14 protein-coding genes are annotated in these 23703 nt (G+C 37.2%); 7 read left to right on the top strand and 7 right to left on the bottom strand.

Translation table 11 applies throughout. From position 1 onward, the window contains the following. Positions 1-46 precede the first annotated feature (46 nt). Complete coding sequence (locus tag AADJ06_RS17815) at positions 47-529, top strand: hypothetical protein (protein ID WP_341227846.1); 483 nt, start codon at positions 47-49, stop codon at positions 527-529. On the opposite strand, the gene AADJ06_RS17820 is transcribed toward AADJ06_RS17815, so the two are convergent. The 4 genes from AADJ06_RS17820 to AADJ06_RS17835 form a co-directional block, all read right to left on the bottom strand. Then, positions 526-2463 (bottom strand): M1 family aminopeptidase, encoded by a 1938-nt coding sequence (locus AADJ06_RS17820; protein ID WP_341227847.1) that lies wholly within the window; start codon positions 2461-2463, stop codon positions 526-528. The two genes, AADJ06_RS17815 and AADJ06_RS17820, sit on opposite strands and share 4 nt — an antisense overlap. A 27-nt stretch (positions 2464-2490) precedes the next feature. Next, on the bottom strand, positions 2491-3051 hold the full coding sequence (frr, locus tag AADJ06_RS17825) for a ribosome recycling factor (RefSeq protein ID WP_341227848.1): 561 nt from the start codon (positions 3049-3051) through the stop codon (positions 2491-2493). Between the two features lie 66 nt (positions 3052-3117). Beyond that, a complete protein-coding gene (gene pyrH, locus AADJ06_RS17830) occupies positions 3118-3831 on the bottom strand; it encodes a UMP kinase (protein ID WP_341227849.1) in 714 nt (237 codons plus the stop codon). Positions 3832-3893: 62 nt separating this feature from the next. After that, positions 3894-4784: a DMT family transporter gene (locus tag AADJ06_RS17835; RefSeq protein WP_341227850.1), complete on the bottom strand. Its 891-nt coding sequence runs from the start codon at positions 4782-4784 to the stop codon at positions 3894-3896. A gap of 160 nt (positions 4785-4944) precedes the next feature. Here AADJ06_RS17835 and AADJ06_RS17840 point away from each other — a divergent pair, with 160 nt between their 5' ends. The 5 genes from AADJ06_RS17840 (at position 4945) to AADJ06_RS17860 (ending at position 16410) form a co-directional block, all read left to right on the top strand. After that, positions 4945-6114, top strand: a complete 1170-nt coding sequence (locus tag AADJ06_RS17840; RefSeq protein ID WP_341227851.1) for a redoxin domain-containing protein — start codon at positions 4945-4947, stop codon at positions 6112-6114. A gap of 351 nt (positions 6115-6465) precedes the next feature. After that, entirely contained in the window at positions 6466-9567 is a 3102-nt protein-coding gene (locus tag AADJ06_RS17845; RefSeq protein WP_341227852.1) for a TonB-dependent receptor, read from the top strand. A gap of 30 nt (positions 9568-9597) precedes the next feature. Further along, entirely contained in the window at positions 9598-11271 is a 1674-nt protein-coding gene (locus tag AADJ06_RS17850; RefSeq protein ID WP_341227853.1) for a RagB/SusD family nutrient uptake outer membrane protein, read from the top strand. 416 nt (positions 11272-11687) lie between these two features. Continuing rightward, positions 11688-14714 carry a TonB-dependent receptor gene (locus AADJ06_RS17855; protein WP_341227854.1) on the top strand — a complete coding sequence of 1009 codons (3027 nt, stop codon included), beginning with the start codon at positions 11688-11690 and terminating at the stop codon, positions 14712-14714. Between the two features lie 13 nt (positions 14715-14727). Beyond that, positions 14728-16410: a RagB/SusD family nutrient uptake outer membrane protein gene (locus AADJ06_RS17860; protein ID WP_341227855.1), complete on the top strand. Its 1683-nt coding sequence runs from the start codon at positions 14728-14730 to the stop codon at positions 16408-16410. A 56-nt stretch (positions 16411-16466) separates the two neighbouring features. On the opposite strand, the gene AADJ06_RS17865 is transcribed toward AADJ06_RS17860, so the two are convergent. Both AADJ06_RS17865 and AADJ06_RS17870 read right to left on the bottom strand, forming a co-directional pair. Further along, positions 16467-16754 (bottom strand): hypothetical protein, encoded by a 288-nt coding sequence (locus AADJ06_RS17865; RefSeq protein ID WP_341227856.1) that lies wholly within the window; start codon positions 16752-16754, stop codon positions 16467-16469. A gap of 20 nt (positions 16755-16774) precedes the next feature. After that, the gene (locus tag AADJ06_RS17870; protein WP_341227857.1) at positions 16775-17881 is read right to left on the bottom strand and encodes an acyltransferase family protein; all 1107 of its coding nucleotides are present in this window, start codon (positions 17879-17881) and stop codon (positions 16775-16777) included. A 145-nt stretch (positions 17882-18026) separates the two neighbouring features. On the opposite strand from AADJ06_RS17870, the gene AADJ06_RS17875 reads away from it, so the two are divergent. After that, on the top strand, positions 18027-21665 hold the full coding sequence (locus AADJ06_RS17875) for a GEVED domain-containing protein (protein ID WP_341227858.1): 3639 nt from the start codon (positions 18027-18029) through the stop codon (positions 21663-21665). Here the strand turns inward: AADJ06_RS17875 and AADJ06_RS17880 are convergent, their stop codons facing one another. Beyond that, positions 21666-23624, bottom strand: coding sequence for a sialate O-acetylesterase (locus AADJ06_RS17880; RefSeq protein ID WP_341227859.1), 1959 nt, complete (start codon positions 23622-23624; stop codon positions 21666-21668). Positions 23625-23703 lie beyond the last annotated feature (79 nt).

The raw sequence follows: 23703 nt of genomic DNA on the forward strand, positions 1-23703 counted from the left end.
AAAAAATCATTTGTTTTGTATAACAAACGAAATAAAACCGCATTTTATGAAATTCAGAATATTTCTTTTAGTCTTCTTAGCCATACTGTTAGCTGCTTTTTGGTATATCAGTACAGGTTACTTTAGCTCAGGAGAAAGAGCAGGTACTCTTTCTAAACTTAGTGAAAGAGGCTATATATTTAAAACCTATGAAGGTGTGCTTAACGAAGGTGGATACTCAGGTGAAACTGGAACACTTCAGCCTCGCTATTGGGATTTCTCTACTGTGGCAGATTCTGTCATCACAGATTTAAGAAAAGCACTGGGAACAGGGGAAAGAGTTACCTTAATTTATCAAGAGAAGTTTGTAAGATTCCCTTGGAATGGAGATACCAAATACTTTATTACGAAAGTAATTTTCAAACCACAACCAGAAAGACCTGTTTATCAAGATTACGAAGAACCTGCACAGTTACCACAGCCGCAGCCTGCTTTACCACAACCAGCTCCCTTATCTAAAGACACTCTAGCTGTTGCTGAGCCGGTTTAATTTTTGATAAAAGATTTAACAAAAGCTTTATTATCGTCGTTTTCAAAAAGAATAAAATACCTTCCACTCGGGAGGTATTTTACATTTAAGGGCACATCAGTTTGTCCTGCACCCATGGTTTTACCATTAGTATTATGAATTTTAAAAGAATACGGCGTTTTCCCTGAAGTATTAAATTTTAAGAGCCCGTCTGTAGGGTTTGGGTATAAGGAAAAACCTATTTCTTCCTGGGTGCCTAAAGCTGGCACAAAAGAACCTAAAGAAAGGTCTTTAAGAATCAAATTATTTGGGTCAAAAACTATAGAACTAAGCTCTCCTTCCAGATTATCTAATGATACTATCATTGTGTTTGCGTCTACAAAAACCTTTTCAATTCGACTGCTTCCATCTTTAAAAGTTAAGCTCAACTCCACGGGCATCGTAAATAATTCTGTATCCTCTGAGCCTGAGTGAATAATGCTCAACCAAGCTGTATTATCCTCTGTTTGCTCCCAGCCAAAAAAGTATTTAGGATAGCCCGTACCAAACAGCCATTCGTCAAAAAAGTAAGTCAAATCTTCACCCGATACTCTTTCGGCCACCGCTTTGAAATCTTCGATACTTGCATTTCCATAAGCAAACTCTGTATTCTGAAACTCTTTAAGTGTTTTAAAGAAAACATCATCACCCAATACCCCTCTGAGCATGTGTACCACCACAGAGCCTTTTTGATAAGTTTTAGCAAAATTGAAAATCTCGTTCACCGAACTAGTATTCTCTATCGCCACGGTACCATTCACAAATTTAGCCCCATTCATTGCCAAACTTACCTCACTATTGTAAGCTGCCTTCCCTTCTGACTTTTCTGTAAAGTAATAAGAGCCAAACTCTGCAAAAGCCTCATTAACCCAGATATCTCTCCAAGTTTTACAGGTAACTTTATCCCCAAACCATTGATGAACTAATTCATGGGCTATCAAGCCTGTATTGAATGTCCCCATAGAACTAATGGTCTGATGTTCCATCCCCCCCCCAAAGCCAAACATGGCGTGCCCGTATTTTTCCTTTATGAAAGGGTATTCGCCAAAGGCTTCAGAAAAAACGCTTAACATTTCTACAGTTTCATCTAAAAGAGGGCTCAACCTTGGGTCATTAGCTATTTCAGGATACACATAATCCAAAACGGGCATAGCAGCAGTTTCACCGTAAGTAAAACTTCTTTCTAATAGCTGATAATTAGATGCCGCAATAGAAATTAAATAGTGTGCTATGGGATACCTGTGCTTCCATTTGGCAGTATTAGTACCGTCCGTATTCTCCAGTAAATCCACCAAGACACCTTGTGATACAGCTGTATAGAAACTAGGTAATGTTAGCCATACGTCACATGAATCAGCTTTATCGGCAGGGTTATCTACGCATGGCCACCAAAGTGGGGCATCATAAGGTTCGCTTAATGTCCAAATCACCGGCTGATTATTACCATGCGTAGTGTAAGCCAAACCAATTTTATCTCTTAAACTAGGCGTGGTTCCTTGGTAATAAACTTTGATAGATGCTGGAACATCATTTAAGACTAAAGGTGCCGGGAAATTAATTTTTATTTGAGCCGTTTCTTGAATAAAACCTAGCCTCTCATTTTTATAAACAACAGAGTCTACTGTGTAAGATTCTTCCAAATCTAAACTTATGTCAGACAGATTTTCTACCAATGGCTGAAAATCTATCTGAACAGAACCCTTTAAGTATCTGGTACTCGGCTCTATTTTTATATCTAAAAAGTAGTAGGTAACGTCTATGTTTCCATCACCCGGATAAGCTACTTTAAGCTTTGATAGTTTGTCTTCCGTTATTCTGATTTTAGAATCAAAGCAACTCAGATTTTCATCAAAGTAATTTTGAGCATCAGCTAAATGGGTAGTTACTAAGAAAAATAAAAAAAATAATCTTTTCATATTACCCATATTTGTTGACCTGAAAACTTAAACGCTCATTATATCCTTCTCTTTGACAGCCAGCATTTCATCCACTTTAACCATGAACTTGTCCGTCAATTTTTGAACTCGCTCTTCCCCTATTTTAATAGCATCTTCAGAAACGCCATCATTTTTAAGCTTCTTAATTTCATCATTAGACTCTTGTCTAACTTTTCTAACGTTAATTCTAGCAGTTTCCATTTCTGCTTTAACCTTTTTCACCAAATCAAATCGCCTTTCCTCCGTCATTGGCGGTAAGTTTAGTCTTACAAACTCACCATCATTAGTAGGGGCTAAACCTAAATTAGCATTTATAATAGCTCTTTCAATATCGGCTAATAAGCTTTTCTCAAAAGGTCTAATAGAAATAGTACGGGCATCGGGTGTGGTTACAGATGAGGCCTGATTAATGGGAGTAGGAACACCATAATAGTCTATGGAGATACCATCAAGCATGTTTGCATTTGCTTTTCCTGCTCTAATTTTTTTCAATTCAGACGAAGTATAACGCAAAGATTTTTGCATACTATCTTCCGCCATTTCCAGTATCATGTCAATTTCTTCCATTGCTCTTAAATTTCGTTTGGGCTATTTACGAATTATTTTATGTGAATGGTTTATTCACCATTCAAACTAATCTTTTACTAATGTTCCTATAGTTTCACCATTTACCACCCTTAAAAGGTTGCCTTCTCCATTCATGTCAAAAACAATAATAGGCAAATCATTTTCCTGACAAAGGGTAAATGCTGTTTTATCCATCACTTTTAAGCCTTTATTAATGGCTTCATCAAAAGTAATTTCAGTGTATTTCACTGCGTCATCACTTTTCCTTGGGTCTTTATCATACACACCATCCACATTGGTTCCTTTTAACAAAACCTCTGCTTCTATTTCATTCGCTCTTAGAGCTCCTCCTGAGTCTGTAGAAAAGTACGGATTACCTGTGCCTGCTCCAAAAATAACGACACGACCCTTTTCTAAGTGCCTAATTGCTCTTCTTCTTATAAATGGTTCGGCTATCTGTTCCATTTTTATGGCAGAAAGCAATCTGGTTTGTAAACCGTGGTTTTCTAAGATAGACTGTACTGCCATGCCGTTGATAACTGTGGCCAGCATTCCCATATAATCTCCTTGAGACCTATCTATTCCTGAGTCGGCAGATGCCCCTCTATAAATATTACCTCCACCTATCACTATGGCCACCTCGCAGCCTGCATCTACCACTGACTTTACCTCTTTGGCAAATTGCGAAAGGATTTCCGAATTAATTATCTGGCTCTTATCTCCTCCGTTTAGGGCTTCGCCGCTTAGTTTTAGTAGGATTCTCTTGTACTTGATTGACATTTATTGGGTGTTTGTGCAAATATAATTGAATTGCGATTATTTTTTCTCTTATTAAAACCTCTTTACGTTTCCTTCTTATTTATTAGGTATACACCTATCAAAATAACACTCATTCCCAGATAATGCCAAATTGAAATCAATTCGCCATCAAAAAGACCTGCTACTGTAGCCACTATTGGAACAAGGTAAGTGACGGAGGAGGCAAATACCGGAGATGATATTTGGAGCATATAGTTGAAAAGCACTAAGGCTAGTGAAGTATTAACACCAGCAAGGCAAATTAGATAATAAAGCACTACTCTATTTTCCGGTGCTAAGATTTTAGAATAGAAATCAGTAAAGGATAATACAATCATTGCTACTATTCCTACAAAGAAAAAGGCAACTGCTGTCATTTGAAGGGGTTTCAAGCCTCCTAGATATTTGCTAACAATGTTCACATTAAAACCATACATCAGTGTAGCCGACATGGCCAATAGTGCGTAAGGGTTTGCGAAATTTATGCCTTCTGTATTCCCTGTAAATACCAAAATGAGGCTTCCGGTAAAGCCTACTATGATTCCTATAATTTGAAATTTCAGGATTCTAGATGCAAAAAAAAGAGCACCTATAATAAGAACAAAAATAGGTGTAGTAGAATTTAGCGTTCCGGCCAAAGAGCTGTTAAGTTTACTACCTACGAGTGAAAATATAAAGGCAGGGAACAAGTTACCTAGCAAACCAATTCCAACTAGCCAATTGTACTTTTCTTTTGGAATTGTTTTCAGACCTTTTAAGACCCACGGAATCAAGAATATTGAAGCAAAGAAAACTCTACCAGCCCCCAACTCAATGGGAGTCAGAACCACAACAATTTTCTTGATAAATAAAAAAGAGAGACCCCAAATAACCGCCAGAAAAAGAAGGATGGACCATGCATAAAGTCCACTAGAAGAATTCTGTTTTTCAATCACATTGAAAGATTTTGAAGCCTAAAACAGTAAAATAAAGGCAAAAATAGACAAATACATTCATTTGATAGAGTATAAGCAACGCTATTAAATTAACTTCCTCCTTTTAATCATGTATTTTTATAAAAAATTTCAACCCGAAATAAATTAACTAAACGATTGTATGAAGAATTATCTTTACCTAGCCGCAGCATTAGCATTCACGGCATGTACTTCCTCCACTGAAAATACCGAAGAAGCGACAGAAGAAATAGCAGAAGTTGCTATTATAGACAGTAAAACTGTTAAGACTTTAGAAATAGGCTCTCAAGCTCCTGACTTCAATTTAATGGGAGTAGACAATAAGGAATATACCTTAGAGAGTTTTGAAGATGCCGACCTTCTTGCTGTTCTATTTACTTGTAATCACTGCCCTACTGCTCAAGCATATGAAGCTCGTGTTAAAAAATATGTTACAGATTATAAGGACAAAGGTGTTCAGTTAGTGGCCATTAGCCCAAATGCAGATAAGGCTGTACTTTTTAATGAATTAGGCTATACAGATGTTAACGACAGTTTTGAAGACATGCAGTACCGTGCTAAAGATCAGGACTTCAACTTCCCATATCTATATGATGGAGCTACGCAAGAAGTTACTGCCAAATACGGACCTATAGCTACTCCTCATGTTTTCTTATTTGATAAAGACAGAAAACTGCAATATGTAGGAAGAATAGACGATGATGAGCATATTGGAAAAGAAAAAGTACTTAACCTAAGAATAGCAACAGATGCACTTCTAGCTGGAAATACACCAGACCCAGCAGTTACTAAGACTTTTGGCTGCTCTATTAAATGGATGGAGAAAGCAAAGAACAAGGCTAAAGAGATTGAAGACTGGTCAAAAGAGCCAGTAAGTCTTGAAAAAGCTGACCTTGCTAAACTAAAAGAAGTTATGGAAAACAAGGGCACAGGAAACTATAGGCTTGTAAACGTGTGGGCAACTTGGTGTGGGCCTTGTGTAGCAGAATTTCAGGGTTTGACAGAATCCTATAAAATGTATAGAGATAGAAATTTTGAATTTGTAACGGTTTCTAACGACGAAGCAGACAATTATGACAACACCCTGAAGTTTCTTAAAAAGAAATTAGCAACAGACACTAATTATATTTTAGAAGAAGGTGTAAATAAGTATGATATGATAGAGGCTATAGATCCAGACTGGCAAGGTGCTCTACCATATACAGTGTTAATTTCTCCTGAAGGTAAAAAGGTCTATTCTCAAATGGGTGAGATAGATATCTTAGAACTTAGAAATGAAATTGCCGACAATATTGGTAGATATTTCGATTAAAAGAGCTAAATCTAAATCTCTTATTTTGAGCCAACTTTAACAGAGTTGGCTCTTTTTTTTGACCGTAAAATAACTTTTTAAAACCCTCCCATTTTATAACTTATTTCCTTCATGTCTACTAGCTACAAATTTTAGAAATCTCAAAGGGATATTTTGCACCTACAACTTGGCACTTTCGTCTTTCATAAAATCAAACTATATAGCATATACGTACAATTGTAAGAATTAGTAGAATAAATTGTACAATCGCTACATTCGATTGCGTTTCCACGCTTGAGTCAGATTCCTGATTTGAATTATTAATTATTTAATCCTTTCAAAATCTATTTTGGTTAAAACAACTCTATTTTTATGAAAAAAAACGGACTAAGAAAATCTGTTAGCTCCTTACAATCAAGGATTCTACAGCCTCTTTTTGGTAATTGCAGTATTCTACTGCTCTTATTTGGAATAACCTTGCAATCGGTTGCACAGGTTACAGGAACGGTTATGGGAGATGATAACTCATCCTTACCCGGCGTTAGCGTGGTAGTTACAGGAACTACCACTGGAACTACCACAGATGTTAACGGAAAGTATTCGATTAACGTAGGCTCAAACGCAACACTTACCTTCTCATTTGTGGGTTACGAAGCACAGCAAATCTTGGTAGGAAGTCAGAGCATTATTAATGTGACTTTAGCTACTGATGCAGCTTCATTAGACGAAATTGTAGTAGTAGGTTATGGTACTTTAAAGAAAAGCCAGACTACAGGAGCAATTTCACAGATCTCTTCCAAACAAATTAGTGAAATGCCACTTACAAACGTAGGCCAAGCACTACAAGGAAGAGTAGCCGGGGTAGACGTATCTCAATCTGGAAGTAAACCAGGCTCTACTCCAAAAATTCTTATTAGAGGAAGAAGATCTTTCAGAGCCAATAATGATCCTCTATATGTGGTAGATGGCATTCCGATTGCCGGAGGATATGAAGACTTCAACCCTAACGATGTTCAATCTTTAGAGATATTAAAAGATGCTACCGCTACCGCCATTTACGGAGCTAGAGGGGCAAACGGCGTAGTACTTATTACCACTAAAAGAGGTGCTGTAAAAGGTAAAACCACCGTTTCTTACGACACTTATTTTGGACAATCGCAAGCCTTAGATAAAATTGAACTTTTTTCGGGAGATGAATTTGCTGAATATGTAAGAGAAGCGTATCGTTCTACTGGAATATATAAAGATGCAAGTGGGAACATTGTACCTACAGGTCAATCTTCTGTAGAAGCCGACAAGACCATTGCCGTATTAGGTGGGGATCCAAGTGTGGCTGCGGGTATTGCTGCCGGCAGAAACACAAACTACCAAGACATGATTTTACAGAACGGCTTTATTCAAAGTCATTCTATAGGAGTACAAGGAGGTACAGACAAAACGCAGTTTTACGTTTCTGGCTCATTCTTTAAAGACAAAGGAATTTCTGAAGGTTTGAACTACACAAGATCTTCTTTAAGAGCAAACGTAGACCATAATATCAACAAGTCTGTTAAAATAGGTTTATCATCTTATATGATGCTGTCTGACAGAAATGGTGAGAATCTAAACCCATATAGTTTTACGCTAAACCAAAACCCTTTAGGTGCTCCATACGATGATGAAGGTAACATCAATTTCTCTCCTACTAACGATGCCCTTCTAACTAACCCGCTTGCTGAGATAGTTCCTGGTGCACAAATTGACAACACCAAGTCTTATCGTATTTTCAATAGTATGTTTGCAGAAGTGAAAATCATTGATGGTTTAAAATACCGAATGAACTTTGGTCCCGATATTGATATCTCAAGAAGTGGCCGATTTGTTGGTTCTCAAACAAACGCAAGAAAAGGTGGAGATCCTCAAGCAAGCAGCACCAATAGATTTGGATTTAACTATACATTAGAAAATATCCTTTCTTACACTAAATCTTTCGATAAGCATAACCTTTCTGCTACGGCTCTTCACTCTATTCAGAGAGACCGTTATGAGCAATATGGCACAAACGTTCAAGGCATTCCAGCCGAGTCGCAAGAGTTTTTCAACTTTGGAAATGCTAGCTCAGTAACTGGGGTATCAAGTGATTTAATAGCCTGGACTATTAACTCTTATATGGGTCGTTTAAACTATGACTTTAACGACAAATACCTTCTTACGTTAACATTACGTCGTGATGGCTCTAGTAGATTTGGGGAGAACACTAAGTACGGTAACTTCCCTGGTGTGGCTGCGGGCTGGAACATCGGCAATGAAGACTTTGCAAAACAAATCACCTGGTTAGACTTATTAAAACTAAGAGCAGGATGGGGTATAGTAGGAAACCAAGCGGTATCTCCTTATCAAACTCAAGGTCTTTTAAGTAGAACAGCTTATGCATGGGATAACACGGCTGCTTTTGGTTATAGACCAAACACTATAGGAAATCCAGATCTTAGATGGGAAAGCTCTGCAACAGCCAACATTGGTCTTGACTTCAGCATGTGGAGAGGTAGATTACAAGGGTCTCTAGAGCTATATCAAACAAATACCACTGCATTACTTCTTGCTGATCAGCTTCCTGGCTCTATAGGCTTTAGTCAAGTTACTAAAAACGTAGGAGAGACTAGAAACAGAGGTATTGAATTAGGTTTTACTACGGTCAATGTAAACTCAACCAGTGGGTTTAAATGGACTACCGACTTCCAATTCACTAAAAACAAAGAAGCTATTATAGAGCTTTATAATGGTAAAATAGATGATATAGGTAACAGATGGTTTATTGGCCAACCGTTAAACTCTTTCTATGATTATAAGAAAGTTGGAATATGGCAATTAGGAGAAGAAGAACTTGCTAAATCTTATGGTTCTGCTGTAGGTCAAATTAGAGTTCAAGACACCAACAATGATGGCGTTATTAATGCAGATGACCGTGTGCTTAATGGTTCTGACGTTCCTGACTTCTCTGCAGGTCTTACTAATAGGCTCTCTTATAAGAACTTTGACTTGTCATTCTTCTTATTCGGAAGGTTTGGTAATACTATTGTAAGTGGATTCCACCAAAACAATAACTCATTGGCTGGTAGATACCAACAGATTAAAGTAGACTACTGGACTCCTCTAAACCCTACCAATGAATTCCCTCAGCCTAAGAGTACTCAAGAGTTCCCAGTATACAATACTACTTTGATATACTTTGACGGTTCATTTATCAAGTTGAGAAACATAAACTTCGGCTATGCTTTAAACGAGTCTCTTGCTAATAAACTAGGAATGGAATCTTTAAGATTGTTCTCATCTATTCAGCAACCTGCCATTTGGGCACAGTTCAGATCTAAGTATAATGGTGTTGACCCAGAAGCTGCAATCTCTTCTTCTGAAAACAACCCTATCACAGCTGTAAATAATGGTGTAACACCAGCCACTAAGGTGTTTACTTTTGGACTTAACGCCAAGTTCTAATTTTTACAAAAAATTAAAAAAAAGAAGAAAATGAAATTGAATAATATAATAAAGCCCGTAAAACTATTAGCATTAGCGGCTTTACTTTTACCAACGCAATCTTGCGAAGACGTTCTAGACGAAGTAGTAGTTTCTGGTATTGGCAATAATTATATCAACACCCCAAAAGGTTTTGAAGATGCTGTAAATTCAGCATACTCTACGTTGAGGTATTATTACGGTACCCAGCAAGGACTAACCTTGACCGAATATGGAACTGACATTTATGCTACCGGAGCAGATGGAGGTTATAAAGGTTTCCACTTTTACGACCCTCAGTTAAATCCGTCTGTAAATTATTTAGCAAACGTATGGGATGAGCTTTACAGAGGTATAAATACCTGCAATGCTATTATTGACAGAGCTCCAGAATCTTCTGTAGCGGCAGAAACTAAAAAACTTAGAGTAGCTGAAGCCAAATTTTTAAGAGCTCAGTATTACTTTATTTTGTTTCAACAATATGGTGGTGTTGACTTAAGGTTGTCTGAAACTTTGGCTCCTACAAAAGCAACTACTAGAGCTACGGATACAGATATGTATACGGCTATTATTGCCGACTTCAATGCGGCTATTGCTGATTTACCAGCTTCTCAAAGCCAATACGGAAGAGCAACAAAACCAGCTGCTGAGATGGCATTGGCTAAAGTTTATTTAGCTAAGGCATATTCTTCTTCTAAAGCAAGTGACGATTTCAGCAAAGCAGCTACGTTAAGTCAAAGTGTTGTTAAGAATTACGGCTTTTCTCTCTTAGACGATTTCGCTAGTGTTTTTGATGAAAACAATCAGAAAAACTCTGAAATAGTTTTTGCAGTACAATATACCTCAGATCTTCTCACTAACCTTACTAATAACACGAATGCAACAAATGGTGGTAATAACCTTCATTTATTTTTTGGTATGCAGTATGATGTGCAATCTGGTATGCAACGCGATGTTTTCTACGGTCGTCCATTTAAAAGACTAAGACCTACTACCTATGCTCTTGAAACCGTTTTTGGTGAAAGAGTAAATGACTCTAGATACAAAAAGACATTTAGAGATACTTGGAAGTCTAATAAACCAGGAACTTATAATTCTGCCTTTGATGACTCTAAAACAACTTTAAACTTTGCCTCTGGAGATACTACCATATTTATCCCGGGCTATGAGATGTCAAAAGAGGAAAGAGCCAAAAGGCCTTACCAAGTTTTAAATCCTAGTAAGTACTCTGAGGCTTTATTCCCAACACTCACTAAATTCTTTGATACTAAAAGACCTGATATGACTTATGAGTCAGGCAGTAGAGACTATTTTGTATTTAGGTTGGCTGATGCTTATCTAATGCTAGCCGAAGCTCAGTTAGGAGCAGGAAATATCCAAGATGCTACAGACGCCATAAACATGGTAAGAAGAAGAGCGGGATGGCCGGGCAAAAAAGAAGCAATGGCAATTACATCGGCTCAAATGAACATGGAAATGCTCATGGAAGAAAGAGCAAGAGAGCTGGCCGGAGAGCAAACCAGATGGTTAGATTTAAAGCGATGGGGCAACTTGGTGGAAAGGGTTAAACTATATAACCCACAAGCTAAAGATTTCATAACTTCTATACATCTTTTACGCCCAATTCCTCAAACTCAAATTGACAGATCTGACGTGGGCGTTTTTTCTCAAAACCCAGGATACTAAAGAGAAATATACTTACTCCCCATTTTCAACGAGACCTTCGCATTTGCGAGGGTCTCGTTTTTTTATAAAGAAAGCCCAATTTCTTCAATTTGGTATATCTATAAGCCATATTCATCTATCTATTAAACAATTACAGTAAAAACCAAACACCTCTTTTTGTAGACAAAATCAATAAGAGTATTAGAAAAGAGCATAATTTGTTCATTCCAAACATTTAAATAAGAAGATCAAACTGATTTATTAGATTTTAAAAAGGTATTATTTGACTATTTCCATGAAATTATTTTGTGAAAATATTGCAATTTTCTTCGACTCCAACTACCTTACCGACCAAAGATGTTCTTAAAGCAATAATCAGCCTTAAAAACGTCATATTTTAAACCATTTCATTTTTATTAAACTTAACTCTATTATTTATGAAAAGAACTAGACTCAGTAATACTGCTGACTCCTTAAAAACAAGGATTTGGCAGTTAAGTTTAGCAGGTAGCAGCTTTATGCTATTTTTTTTACTGACCTCTTTGCAATCGGTTGCACAGGTCACAGGTACAGTTGGCGGAGATGATGCTTCCGAGCTTCCAGGTGTTAGTGTAGTAGTAAAAGGTACTACGATAGGAACTACAACCGATGTAAACGGAAAGTATAGTATTGCAGCTCCTGCAAACTCGACACTTACTTTCTCTTTTGTAGGATATGTATCTCAGGAGGTTGTTGTAGGCAACCAATCTGTAATCAATGTTACACTGAACACAGATGCTGCTGCCTTAGAAGAAGTGGTGGTAGTAGGTTATGGTACTGTAAAGAAAAGTCAGTTGACTGGTGCCATTAGTACTGTAAAAGCGAAAGACATCACAGATTTACCTCTTGAAAACACGCAGCAAGCTCTTCAAGGAAGAATAGCTGGTGTGGATGTAATGCAAGCAGGTAGTAAGCCGGGAACTCAACCTCGAGTGGTAATTCGTGGACGTCGTTCATTTAGTGCTGGTAACGATCCTTTGTATGTATTAGATGGTATCCCATTATCTACAGGAACTGGCGACATCAACCCTAACGACATTGCCTCAATGGAAGTATTAAAAGATGCATCTGCCACCGCCATTTATGGAGCTCGTGGAGCAAACGGTGTAATACTTATTACTTCTAAAAGAGGTACCAAAGGTAAGCCAGTTGTTTATTATGACGCTTACTACGGTGTTTCTAAAGCACATGACATCATTGACCTAATGGACGGTGAGCAATTTGCCGCAACAAAGAGAGAAGCTTATAGACAAGCTGATGGAACTATTCCTGACGATGCTTCCATTTTCACTACAGTAGAATTAGAGAGTATTGCTTTGGGCCGTTCTACGGATTATGTGTCTGGACTACTTCAAACTGGAACTAAAATGAACCATCAAATTGGATTTGCTGGAGGAAATGACCGTTCACAGTTCTATATGTCTTTGAACTATTATAAGGATAATGGCATCATTCCAAATCAAAGTTATAACAGAAATGTTCTTAGAGTAAACTTAGACCATAACATTACCAAAAACTTGAGAATTGGCTTGTCTGGTTTTATGAACTACTCCGTTAGAGAAGGTGAAAGCTTTAATCCATTAGGAGGAGCCTTCCGTGAGAATCCTTTAGGTCAACCTTATAATGAAGATGGTTCCTTGAACTTCTTACCAACAGAAGATGGACTTCGTTCAAATCCTTTCTCGGAAATAGTAGACGGTGCTATAGTTAACCAAAGAAAAAGTAATAGGCTATTTGCTGGTCTTTATGCCGAATGGAACATTCTTAAAGACTTGAAATACAGATTTAATTTTGGGCCTGATATCAGAAATGATAAGTATGATAATTTTGCAGGAACATTCACAAATGCTGTTCGATTAGGACCTCCAAGAGCTTCTATTGAAAATCAAGATATTTTCAACTATACCATTGAAAATATCCTATCTTATGATAAAAAATTATTTGGTAATCAAAACATGAACTTAACTGCAGTTCAGTCTTACCAAACAGATAACTTCCAACGTAACGGTGTTGCGGTTTCAGGTATTCCTTCTGAAAATCAGCAATACAATAGCTTAGGTACTGCCAGTATTATTGATAATGTATATTCTACTCTAGAAGAATGGACAATACTTTCTTACATGGGTAGATTAAACTATGGCATAAACGATAAGTATTTACTAACAGCTTCTTTACGTGCCGATGGTTCTTCTCGATTTGGTGCTAACACAAAATGGGGGTATTTCCCTGCAGTCGCTGTGGCTTGGAATATGTCAGAGGAAAGCTTCATTAAGAGTGCTCGTTCTATAGACCTGATGAAACTTAGACTTTCGTATGGTTCAATAGGAAATCAGGGTATTAGACCTTACCAAACTCAAGGCTTGCTAACGCAAACGGCGTATAATTTTGGAAATTCTGCTGCTTTTGGTTATGCACCTGGAACTATTGGAAATCCTGACTTAAAATGGGAAACTTCTACAACTTTAAACCTGGGTTTAGATTTCAGTCTATATAGTGGGCGTATATATGGTTCGTTAGAATATTATAATACCAATACTAGTGACCTTTTATTATCTAGAAACTTACCTACCTCTACTGGTTTCTCATTAGTAACTACCAACGTGGGTAAAACAAGAAACTCAGGTTTTGAAGGAACAATTAGTACTGTAAACGTAACCAAAAGCAATAGCTTTAAATGGAGCACAGACTTCACCTTCTTTACTAACAAAGAGCAGATTGTAGAATTAGCTAATGGAAAAGTAGATGATGTAGGAAATGGTTGGTTTATTGGAGAGCCACTTTCGGTAATTTTTGACTACGAGCAGCAAGGAATTTGGCAAACAGACGAAGCTGATTTAGCTGCAAGTTATGGCGGTGTACCAGGTGAAATTAGAGTGGTAGACCAAAATAACGATGGCGTTATAAATGCCGATGACAGAGTTAAACAAGGTTCTGGTGTACCTAAGTTTTCTGGAGGTATCACAAATAGAATCTCGTTTAAAAACTTTGACTTCTCTGCATTCGTTTATGCTCGTTTAGGCCAAACTATCAGAAGTAATTATCATACAAGTAATAACTCATTATTTGGGAGGTATAATAATATTGATGTAGACTACTGGACTCCAACGAATCCTGTAAACACTTTCCCTAAGCCAAATCAAAATCAAGAATTCCCGAAATGGGGGTCATCTTTGAACATCTTTGATGGTTCTTTTGTGAAAATAAGAAACATTAATTTAGGGTATAATTTTGCTGAAGCAGCTGCTAAAAAATTAGGAATGCAGTCATTGAGAATATATTCAAGTGTTCAGCAGCCGTTTATTTTCTCATCATTTATCTCAAAATATTCTGGTTCTGACCCAGAAACTGATATTGACGCAAGTTTAGATGGCAATGTAACTCCGGCTACATGGTCAGCTACTTTGGGTATAAATGTTAAATTTTAAAATATAAGCAACAATGAAAAATATAAAACAAACACTATTCAGAAAGATGAAGAGTATAAGAATGGTAGCGTTGCTTTTAGTTACGTTATTAACTGGTCAGTCCTGTGAAGACCCTTTAAAAGAAAATGTTATTTCTGATATAGGAAATGACTACATCAACTCACCTGTAGGATTTGAAGATGCAGTTAAAGCTTCTTATTCTTATTTAAGACAGTTTTATGCCCAAGAAATGGGAATGACTATGTCTCAGATGGGTACGGATACATATACGCATGGTGCAGATGGTAGTTATAAACGATATGACAGATACGAGTCAGACCTTGATGGAAGAGATAACTGGGTAAGAACCTTGTGGAGAGAGTACTATAGAGGTATAAATACTTGTAATGCGGTAATTGAGCGTGGACCTAACATTGAAGGTATTAACGCTGCAACCTTGAAAACAAGAATTGCCGAAGCTAAAGCTTTAAGAGCACACTTTTACTTTGTGCTAGTTCAGCATTACGGTGGTCTTGATTTAAGATTAACAGAGTCTTCTGGTCCTATTACGGAAATCACTCGTTCTTCAGAAGAGGCTGTTTATACGCAGATCTTAGCGGATTACGCTGCTGCAATGCCTGATCTACCTGCCACAAGTGGTGAGTGGGGAAGATACACGCAATTAGCTGTAGAGTCTATGCTTGTGAAGGTTCATATGGCACTTGCGACACGTCCGTTTGGTGGTGGAGCATCTGACTTTGCCAAGGCTGAGCAGTATGGTAAAAATGTAATCAATAACTATGATAGAGAATTAGTTTCTGACTATGCTGAACTATTCCAATTAGGTAATGACGAAAACTCAGAAGCTCTTTTCTCTGTACAGTTTAGCTATGATTTATTAACAGCTGGTGGAACCGGTAATAGATGGCATTTATACTACTTAATGGAGTATGATACTCAGCCAGGTATGAGCCGTGTGTTAGAAGTGGGTCGTCCATGGAAACGTTTGAGACCAACTGACTATACGTATAACATTGCTTTTGCAGACCGTGTAAATGATGTTCGTTATGATAAGAGTTTCAAGAAAGTGTTCTATGCAACACGTGAGGGAACTTTCCCTACATCTCTTGATAAATCAAAAGACGAAATCACTGTTGCTATTGGTGATACCGCTATTTATATGCCTGGTTTCGAAATGACTGAAGAAGAAAAAGCCAAACGCCCTTATCAAGTGTACTGCCCTAGCGTGTACCAAGAAAAGCAATTTGGTGTTTTATCTAAATTCTTAGACCCATTAAGAGCAAGTATTAATGAGGTACAAGGTGGAAGAGATTTCATGATTACTCGTCTTGGTGACATCTACTTAAACGTAGCTGAGTGTTTAATTATGCAAGGGAAGAATGCTGAGGCTGTTAACTATATCAATCCTGTTCGTAGGAGAGCTGCCGCTTCTGGTTCAGAAAATGTAATGGAAATCACTGCAGACCAAGCTACCATGGAGTTTATCTATGACGAAAGAGCTAGAGAGCTTTTAGGTGAAGGACACAGATGGACTGACCTTAAACGTTGGGGTAAATTAGTGGAGCGAGTAAAAATGTATAACCCTAATGGTTCTGTAAACATTGAAGAGAAGCATAATTACAGACCAATTCCGCAAGAGCAAATTGACCTTGTGGACGGTGGTAATGCTTCATTCCCTCAAAACCCTGGTTACTAATAATTATTTTAGTTTATAATAAGACGAATAGGGCATCTCCTTTATGGGAGGTGCCTTTATTTTTTTAGGCGAATAACCTGTGAACCTTTCTTTGGAATTCTTTCTATAACTCCTCGAGCTTCTAAATCAAGTTTAACTGTTACAAAGTACCAGCCTACCTTTCCCTCAAAACTTGCCTGTAATTCACCTTTAGCTTGTTCAAATAGATCAAAAAAGCCAATCTCAGTACTTTCTTTGAGAGCTGTTAAAATATAATCCTTAAGTGTATTATATTTCTCCATATCAATATTCACCCCGTTTTTCCCTTGAGGATGAAGCGTAAGTATCTTCTCTGGTTTTGACATAATATCACCAGGTATTAAACTTACTTTATACCGAAAAGCAAGTGTAGCAATTTAACTCTCCTTATAATAAATTCATAAAGCATCCAAGTCAAGCCAAAAGTACCGAGGACTAAGACAAACATTTTTATGCCGTAATGGATGTTCAAGTCTACCAAATAGAAGGCTAAAAGCATCATTACAGTTTGGTGTAAAATATAAAAAGGATATACCGCCTTATTTCTATAAGTTAAAAGCTCACTTGGTTTATTAAGGTACTTTGAGGCAAAACCAAAGATGGTCAATATCCAGGCCCAACAGTTAATTTGGCGAGCTATTGGAATCCAGAAACTTGGGTCTAAATTATACCAAAGCCAAACTAAGCATGGCAAAGCTACTATACCTATTATGAGTGAAGCGTATCGCAGTTTTTCTACCGTTTTCCAAAAGGCTTCTTTTATACTTACCAAAAGAAAGCCATAGATGAATAAAGTAAAAAACCAGGCCAAAGCGTACCAATCCCCTATTAAAGCATGTGTAACGGGATAGTCACCCTCTAAAAAAAGATCTACTAATATTAAGGGGATAGCAAATAGGTATATTAATCCTTTATTCTTCTTTATCGTACTTTTCAGAAACGAAATAATAGAATTGCCTTCCTGCCTTAACCATAGAAATAATGGTAGTGCCGCTAAAGACATTAAAAACAAATAGGGTAAAAACCAGAGGTGATGCCAGCTAAAGTTGCCTTCGGGATATGGTCCCGTATTAAAAATAGATGGGTAAAAATCTAAAAAGCTAGAATACTCAGCTCCCTTATAAATACGCTCTAAATACACCTGTGGCGGAACAATAATTAAGATTCCAACCACTAAAGGAATAAAGAGCCTTTTGAACCTTTCTAGACTAAAAGCCCAGCCACTTTTCATTGACAAGGCATAACTGGTTCCAATACCAGAAACCACAAAAAGTATAGGAAGCCGCCATTGATTCACGAAAATCATAGGCCACTGAATCCAGTCTACAATAACATTGTTTTTCAGATGAAAACCCCACTCCACGAAGAGCATTCCTACGTGATAAAAAATCAGCATATCGAATACGATAACTCTTATCCAATCAATGTCGTGGCGACGGGTTTTATTTTTCATGAGTGTTGGATGAGAATATTGGTCAGATGGTTGCTTTAATGGACATGCAAAATAAAAAGTCTTAGTCTTTAATTTCCTCATTTTTGTATATTTACCCAACCGCTTCAAGAACATATCTCCATCTTTAAAAAAGCTCTGTTACCTTATGAGAATAGCTGTCTCATCCCTCTACTTCCGATATTACTTTCTATTGATACTCCTTTTTTCTGGCACAGCTTCTATTATAGCTCAGCCCCGCATCTTCATGGATAAATCCTTCGGTGGAAGAGGAGCGGAGGGAATACAGACTTTACGTAAAACACCAGATGGTGGTTACGTTTTTATAGGATATGCAAAGTCTAACGACGGCCAAGTGTCAGGAGTTTATCCTTCCGCTATAAATCACTATTATTATTACCCTGAAATTGATGTTTATGCATATGAGCCGGACCTTTGGTTAGTTAAACTGGATGCCAACTTTAATGTAAGCTGGTCTAAAACGTTTGGTGGGAGCCTTAGTGATACAGGACAAGATATCCTAGTCCAAAATGATGGTATAATTGTTATAGGCCAAATTAATTCAACAAACGGCAAAGTACCCAGACCAACGGACAAAGGCTCTCTTTGGGTTGCTAAGTTCAGTTTTTATGGTCAAATTATGTGGCGTACTTTCCCAAGTACCAAGCCAACATATGGAGCATCTAAAGTAACACAGACTACAGACAATAATCTACTTATAGTAACTACAGATATTGAAAACAATGATTATGGTATCTCGGCAATAAAACTCAACAATTCTGGAACATTATTATGGCAAAGACGGTATGGTGGAACAGCCAGCGATACATTTGTAGATCTTGTAAAAAATGGAAATCGAATAATTATTGGAGCTCACACCAGAAGCGGTGGAACCGGAGATGTTCCTGAGCAAAGTAGTTTTGAAGACAGTTGGATTTTCTCAATTGACAATTCTGGTAACATTCTATCTAATTTCACGAAAAGTGCCGAGTTTAACAAACTAGCATCTGATGGTACTAACTATTACTTATTTAACGGCGATGGTTCTCTGTTTTCCATAAATAAATATGATCAATACTCAAACTTAATATGGACAAAGTATTACGACGGAAACACACCGCTGGATGTAGTTAAGTATGACACGAACCACATGCTTTTACTTAGCAAAACATTTCGAGAAGATGGTAACATATATGGTAAGAAAAAATTTGGGCAATCTGATCTTTGGCTTATGAAGGTCAATATTGAATTCGGAGAAATTGTCTGGTCTAAAATAATAGGTGGTTCCGGTGCCGAAGGGCCTACTGAGGTCCACGGCTTAGGAAATGCTTCAGTTATTTTAGATCATCAGAATCAAATCTTAGTTTCTGCAAACACCAATTCCACAGATCATGATATTTCTCAAACCCTTAGTGACCCACGTTACTTATTCCTTCATGATGCCTGGATTGCCCAATTCGAAAAAGAATTTAACCATTCTGGATATCAAATAGACAGTCTAAGCAAGAAAAGCTATTGTGTAGGGGATAGCATATTACTTCACTACTCCGGAACTAATCAAAGAAATTTTGAATGCGAGATTTCTAACAACAAAGGACAATTTGACGATATATATAAAATCAATATTTCTGGCGAATCTCCTTTAAAAATACCAGTTCCAGATGATGAAACCTTTGAATACGGCTATGGCTACAAAATAAAAATGAAAAGCCTTTCAGACGGAACTGTAAGTGCTAATCTGAGCGAAGACTTTGCCATAAATACTCCCGTAAAAGCCACCATTTTTTCTAAGGATTCTCTGATAAGCCAAAACCGTAACTATGAATACTCAGTTTCACTAGAAGGTGGACCACCCATAAGTGGAAACCTTAATGCAAACAAATGGAGACAAAAGAATTTTAGAGATTATAATACAGCCACCTACTTTTCAGATTTGAATATCTTAGACCCTGATACTACAACTACAGTTCTTTATATAACAGAATTAAAAAACAGTTGCGGCTATAATAGAGACACGATCTCTTTTACTATTCAAAAAGAATATTGTTCGCTAGGAGGCGGTGGAGGAAATTCTTCCTATAACCCGCAGTATTTCACCTTGAAAGATGAAGAAGACAAGCATTTAATAAATATCAATTCTTCAAACAATATCTCTAAATCGTACGAATACCTTTCAGAACAAAACATAGAACTTGTTTTAGGAGATTTGTACTATATGGAAGACTTATCTGAAGCTTTCGATAGATTCGGACAACCTACAAATTTTAGCCTCTCCGTTTGGTTAGACATGAACTTTAATGGAATTTTCGACTCTTCCGAAAAAATTTATTCTGGTAGTTCAACTTTATTAAATGACGGCAAAAGTTTATTAAGGGGGCTCTTTCCTATCCCTGCTGAAGTAAAATACGGTATAACTAGAATGAGAATAGTTTCATCAGAATACGATAACCCATGCGATTCAGGAGGTTGGGCACGTGATATTAGCGTTAATTTAAAACCAGCTTCGTCTAATTCAATTGGTGTTCGGATACCAGACAATGTTCCTCCTTTTTGCACAAAAAAGACCGTCAAACTTCCTTTATTCAGTACAGGTAATATTCCTCTTCCCTCTTCGCTCACTTTTCGAATTTCAAATAGTAGTGGTAATTTCTTAGACAGTTCTCCAATTAACGGAATCATTGAAAATGACAGCTTAGAGTTTTACTTAGACAGCACGTTTAATGTAGGCTCCAATTACAAAATTAAGATAGTACGCCCTAATAAAAACATTAGTACCCCTACATCTATGCCATTTGTCATAAATTCAATCCCTAAAGTAGAACTTATAGGAAGCTCAGAATTTATAAAGAGTGGTACCAAAATCTCTTTTTTGGTTAATGTTCAAGGAAGTGCAAACAGCCATTATATTGTAGATAAGAGCTGGACACACTCAGCTATCAATGCGGTCTACCTACAAAACAACCGTCAAGAAAACTTCTATCCCGATTCTGATGGGGAGTATTACGTAAGAAAACTAGAAAACAATTGTGGCATAAGCGAAAGAAGTAATAGCATTATTATAAAAATAGACGAAAACTCTTGTAGTCCAAGAGGAGGAGGTCCGGATAATGGACATATGAAATATATCCCAATTTCAAAGTTTATTGTTAAAGATTCAATGAGTAATAATGACATAATCTATAAGGAGTCTCAAACTAACATGTTTGGATATAAGCTATACAATGAGGTTTATAAAATAACTTCAGGTGGAACTTATTCATTTCAACTTGAAGCTACTTCAAGGTGGGTAGATGACTATTTCAACAACGGCTTCTATGAAACGAATCCTCAAAGTTTCATGATTTGGATTGACAAAAATCATGACAATATTTTCTCTTCTACTGAAGTCCTTTATCAAAATTTAAATTCGGAAATGAACCCTTCATTTCAAGGTTTTTTCACTATTCCTAAAGATTTTCCTTCTGGATTAACTAGACTACGAGTTAGAGCTTGGGATGGCCGATTACCAGAATTTGATTACCCATGTGCAATTACTTCTGTTAACTATATTTCAGAAACCGAAGATTATTGGCTTGATATTTCTGATTGCAAAGAAAATTTTTCTCTTCAAAGTTTAGTTGATAATGTAAGCATTGAGAGCAAGTCAAGAGGATATTTGTCTCTTGAAAACTCATTAATTACAAATAGCCAAGTAAAACTACAAGCTGAAAACTATATACTGGTAAAACCACCCTTTCAAATAAATTCTGGCACCGTATTCAAAGCTTCTATTTCGGGATGTAATTAACTATTCAAAATGGCTATCCTCTGTAATACCTCTCCATGAGTCGGTTCTAAACGGGGAGGCTGGCAGGTTTTCCTTATTGAACAAATTGGCATCTACAGGAGAATTTGACCAGCCATACCTTACCGCTTTGGGTACTTTAACCATTGGATGTGAAACCACAACTGTATTTCCTACAATTTTAGACTCCGCGAAATAGAATTTCTTATCTGCTCCTGCTATTTCAAACCCTTCTAGATTTCCGTACTTATTATTTGCCTTTAAACCTCCTCCAACATTGTCAAAACTAAGAACAGCTCTTTTTCCTTTTATCCTCATGCTTTTAAAAGTAGGCCCGCTAAAAACTACATTTTTACCGTAAGCTACCTTTTCTGCAGAAAGTGCCATTCTAAACCCTACATCTTGTTTATTCCTGGGATGAATATCATTAGGATTACCAATGTCAATAGTCACCACTTCGCCGGTTTTAGGAAGTCTTAAGGCCATACTTTGAGCTTCTCTTAGCTCTGCCCAATCGGAACCTGTATTACTGTCATTAAAAGCACCATAACTTGAAAGCTGTACCCAGAAAAAAGGCAACTCTTCTTTCCATTGGTTCCGCCAGTCATTAATTAAAAGGGAAAAGGCTTTCCTGTAATCGTACGCTCTTCCAGCATTAGACTCCCCTTGATACCAAAGAACACCTTTCAAGCCTAAACCTACCACTGGTGCTATCATGGCATTATAACATAAAGTACCTTCATTATTCATCCATGGCTTATATTTTCTTGGAGCATCCCAACTTGGTCTTGCATTCCAGTCTGAATCCATTAGAGGAAGGGAAGAATCCGCAAAAGAGAGTTTATATTTATCGGCACCGTGACTTAATCCTAAGTCTGTATTTTCTGGGCCTCTATTTGCCGCAAACTTTACAAGCAAACTATTTTCGCCCGCATTCCATACACCATGAGGGATTTTAAATTTAATAAGGTCTTCATGATAGCCTTGATAAACCAATTTCCCATTTACATAAAATGCTATATCGCCTGTGGTTTCTCCAAAACTTACTTCCGAAATAGACTCCGCTTGCTCTGCTGTAAGTTCTAAGGTCTTCTGAATATAAACAGTACCTCTAAATGATGGTACACCTTTCCAATCCCAACTTCCCATTGGCCCAATTTTAGTCCAGTTGGAAAAATCATAAGTTGGTTTTAGGTAATCTTGCTCATTAATCGTAGAGATGTCAAAGTCTTTTGAACCATGAAAACGCTCAATGGTCTTTTTCTCCATTTTTATGTCTGATGTTGCTCTGTCAATTGGCATACCTTTCGCATAGTCCTTCAGCACTTCAGAGGTTAACATGGCGGATTTACTTATCCAAGTTTCTACATGCGAGCCTCCCCAAGCAGAATTAACCAATCCTACTGGCACACCTAAATCTTCTGAAAGTTTTCTGGCAAAGAAATAACCTACTGCCGTAAAATTGCCCACCGTTTTGGGATTACAAACCTCCCACTCTCTATCTGAAAAATCTTTTTCCGGGCTAAAAGCAGTTGCTTTAGGAATTAAAATATGACGAATAAGTGGGTGATTTCCATTTTTAACTTCTTCTGCCCAATTATCTACATTCCAAACCTTCCATTCCATATTTGACTGACCAGAGCATAGCCAAACCTCTCCCATAAGAATATCTGAAAACGAAATATTCTCATCTCTGTCTGAGATTTCCATTGTCAATGGTTTTAAGTCTGCTGAGGCAGAACCTAAAAGCAAAGACCAATTTCCGTCTGCATCTGTACTGGCTTGGTATGATTCTCCATTAAATTTCACTTGTACTTTTTCATTTGGAGTATTCCAACCCCAAACATGAATGGGTTTATCTCTTTGAAGTACCATGTGGTCTCCAAAAATATTGGCAACCTTTAATTGAGCAAAAGCAGTAGAGCTAATAAGGAATAGAAGAAGGCTTAGAATCTTATTCATAGAAATTAATGTTTTGGCTTAGGGATAGCAGCGGCATCCTTTTTTTGGTGGGGCTGGCTTAGTGTTAAGAAAAAAAGAT

It is taken from the genome of uncultured Arcticibacterium sp. (assembly GCF_964021845.1).
Classification (GTDB): Bacteria; Bacteroidota; Bacteroidia; order Cytophagales; family Spirosomataceae; genus Arcticibacterium.

Coding starts and splice junctions, on each gene's coding strand:
- AADJ06_RS17855 (WP_341227854.1), top strand. CDS start 11,688: ATGAAAAGAACTAGACTCAGTAATACTGCTGACTCCTTAAAAACAAGG.
- AADJ06_RS17865 (WP_341227856.1), bottom strand. CDS start 16,754: ATGTCAAAACCAGAGAAGATACTTACGCTTCATCCTCAAGGGAAAAAC.
- AADJ06_RS17880 (WP_341227859.1), bottom strand. CDS start 23,624: ATGAATAAGATTCTAAGCCTTCTTCTATTCCTTATTAGCTCTACTGCT.
- AADJ06_RS17850 (WP_341227853.1), top strand. CDS start 9,598: ATGAAATTGAATAATATAATAAAGCCCGTAAAACTATTAGCATTAGCG.
- AADJ06_RS17820 (WP_341227847.1), bottom strand. CDS start 2,463: ATGAAAAGATTATTTTTTTTATTTTTCTTAGTAACTACCCATTTAGCT.
- AADJ06_RS17815 (WP_341227846.1), top strand. CDS start 47: ATGAAATTCAGAATATTTCTTTTAGTCTTCTTAGCCATACTGTTAGCT.
- AADJ06_RS17840 (WP_341227851.1), top strand. CDS start 4,945: ATGAAGAATTATCTTTACCTAGCCGCAGCATTAGCATTCACGGCATGT.
- AADJ06_RS17845 (WP_341227852.1), top strand. CDS start 6,466: ATGAAAAAAAACGGACTAAGAAAATCTGTTAGCTCCTTACAATCAAGG.
- AADJ06_RS17860 (WP_341227855.1), top strand. CDS start 14,728: ATGAAAAATATAAAACAAACACTATTCAGAAAGATGAAGAGTATAAGA.
- frr (WP_341227848.1), bottom strand. CDS start 3,051: ATGGAAGAAATTGACATGATACTGGAAATGGCGGAAGATAGTATGCAA.
- pyrH (WP_341227849.1), bottom strand. CDS start 3,831: ATGTCAATCAAGTACAAGAGAATCCTACTAAAACTAAGCGGCGAAGCC.
- AADJ06_RS17875 (WP_341227858.1), top strand. CDS start 18,027: ATGAGAATAGCTGTCTCATCCCTCTACTTCCGATATTACTTTCTATTG.
- AADJ06_RS17870 (WP_341227857.1), bottom strand. CDS start 17,881: ATGAAAAATAAAACCCGTCGCCACGACATTGATTGGATAAGAGTTATC.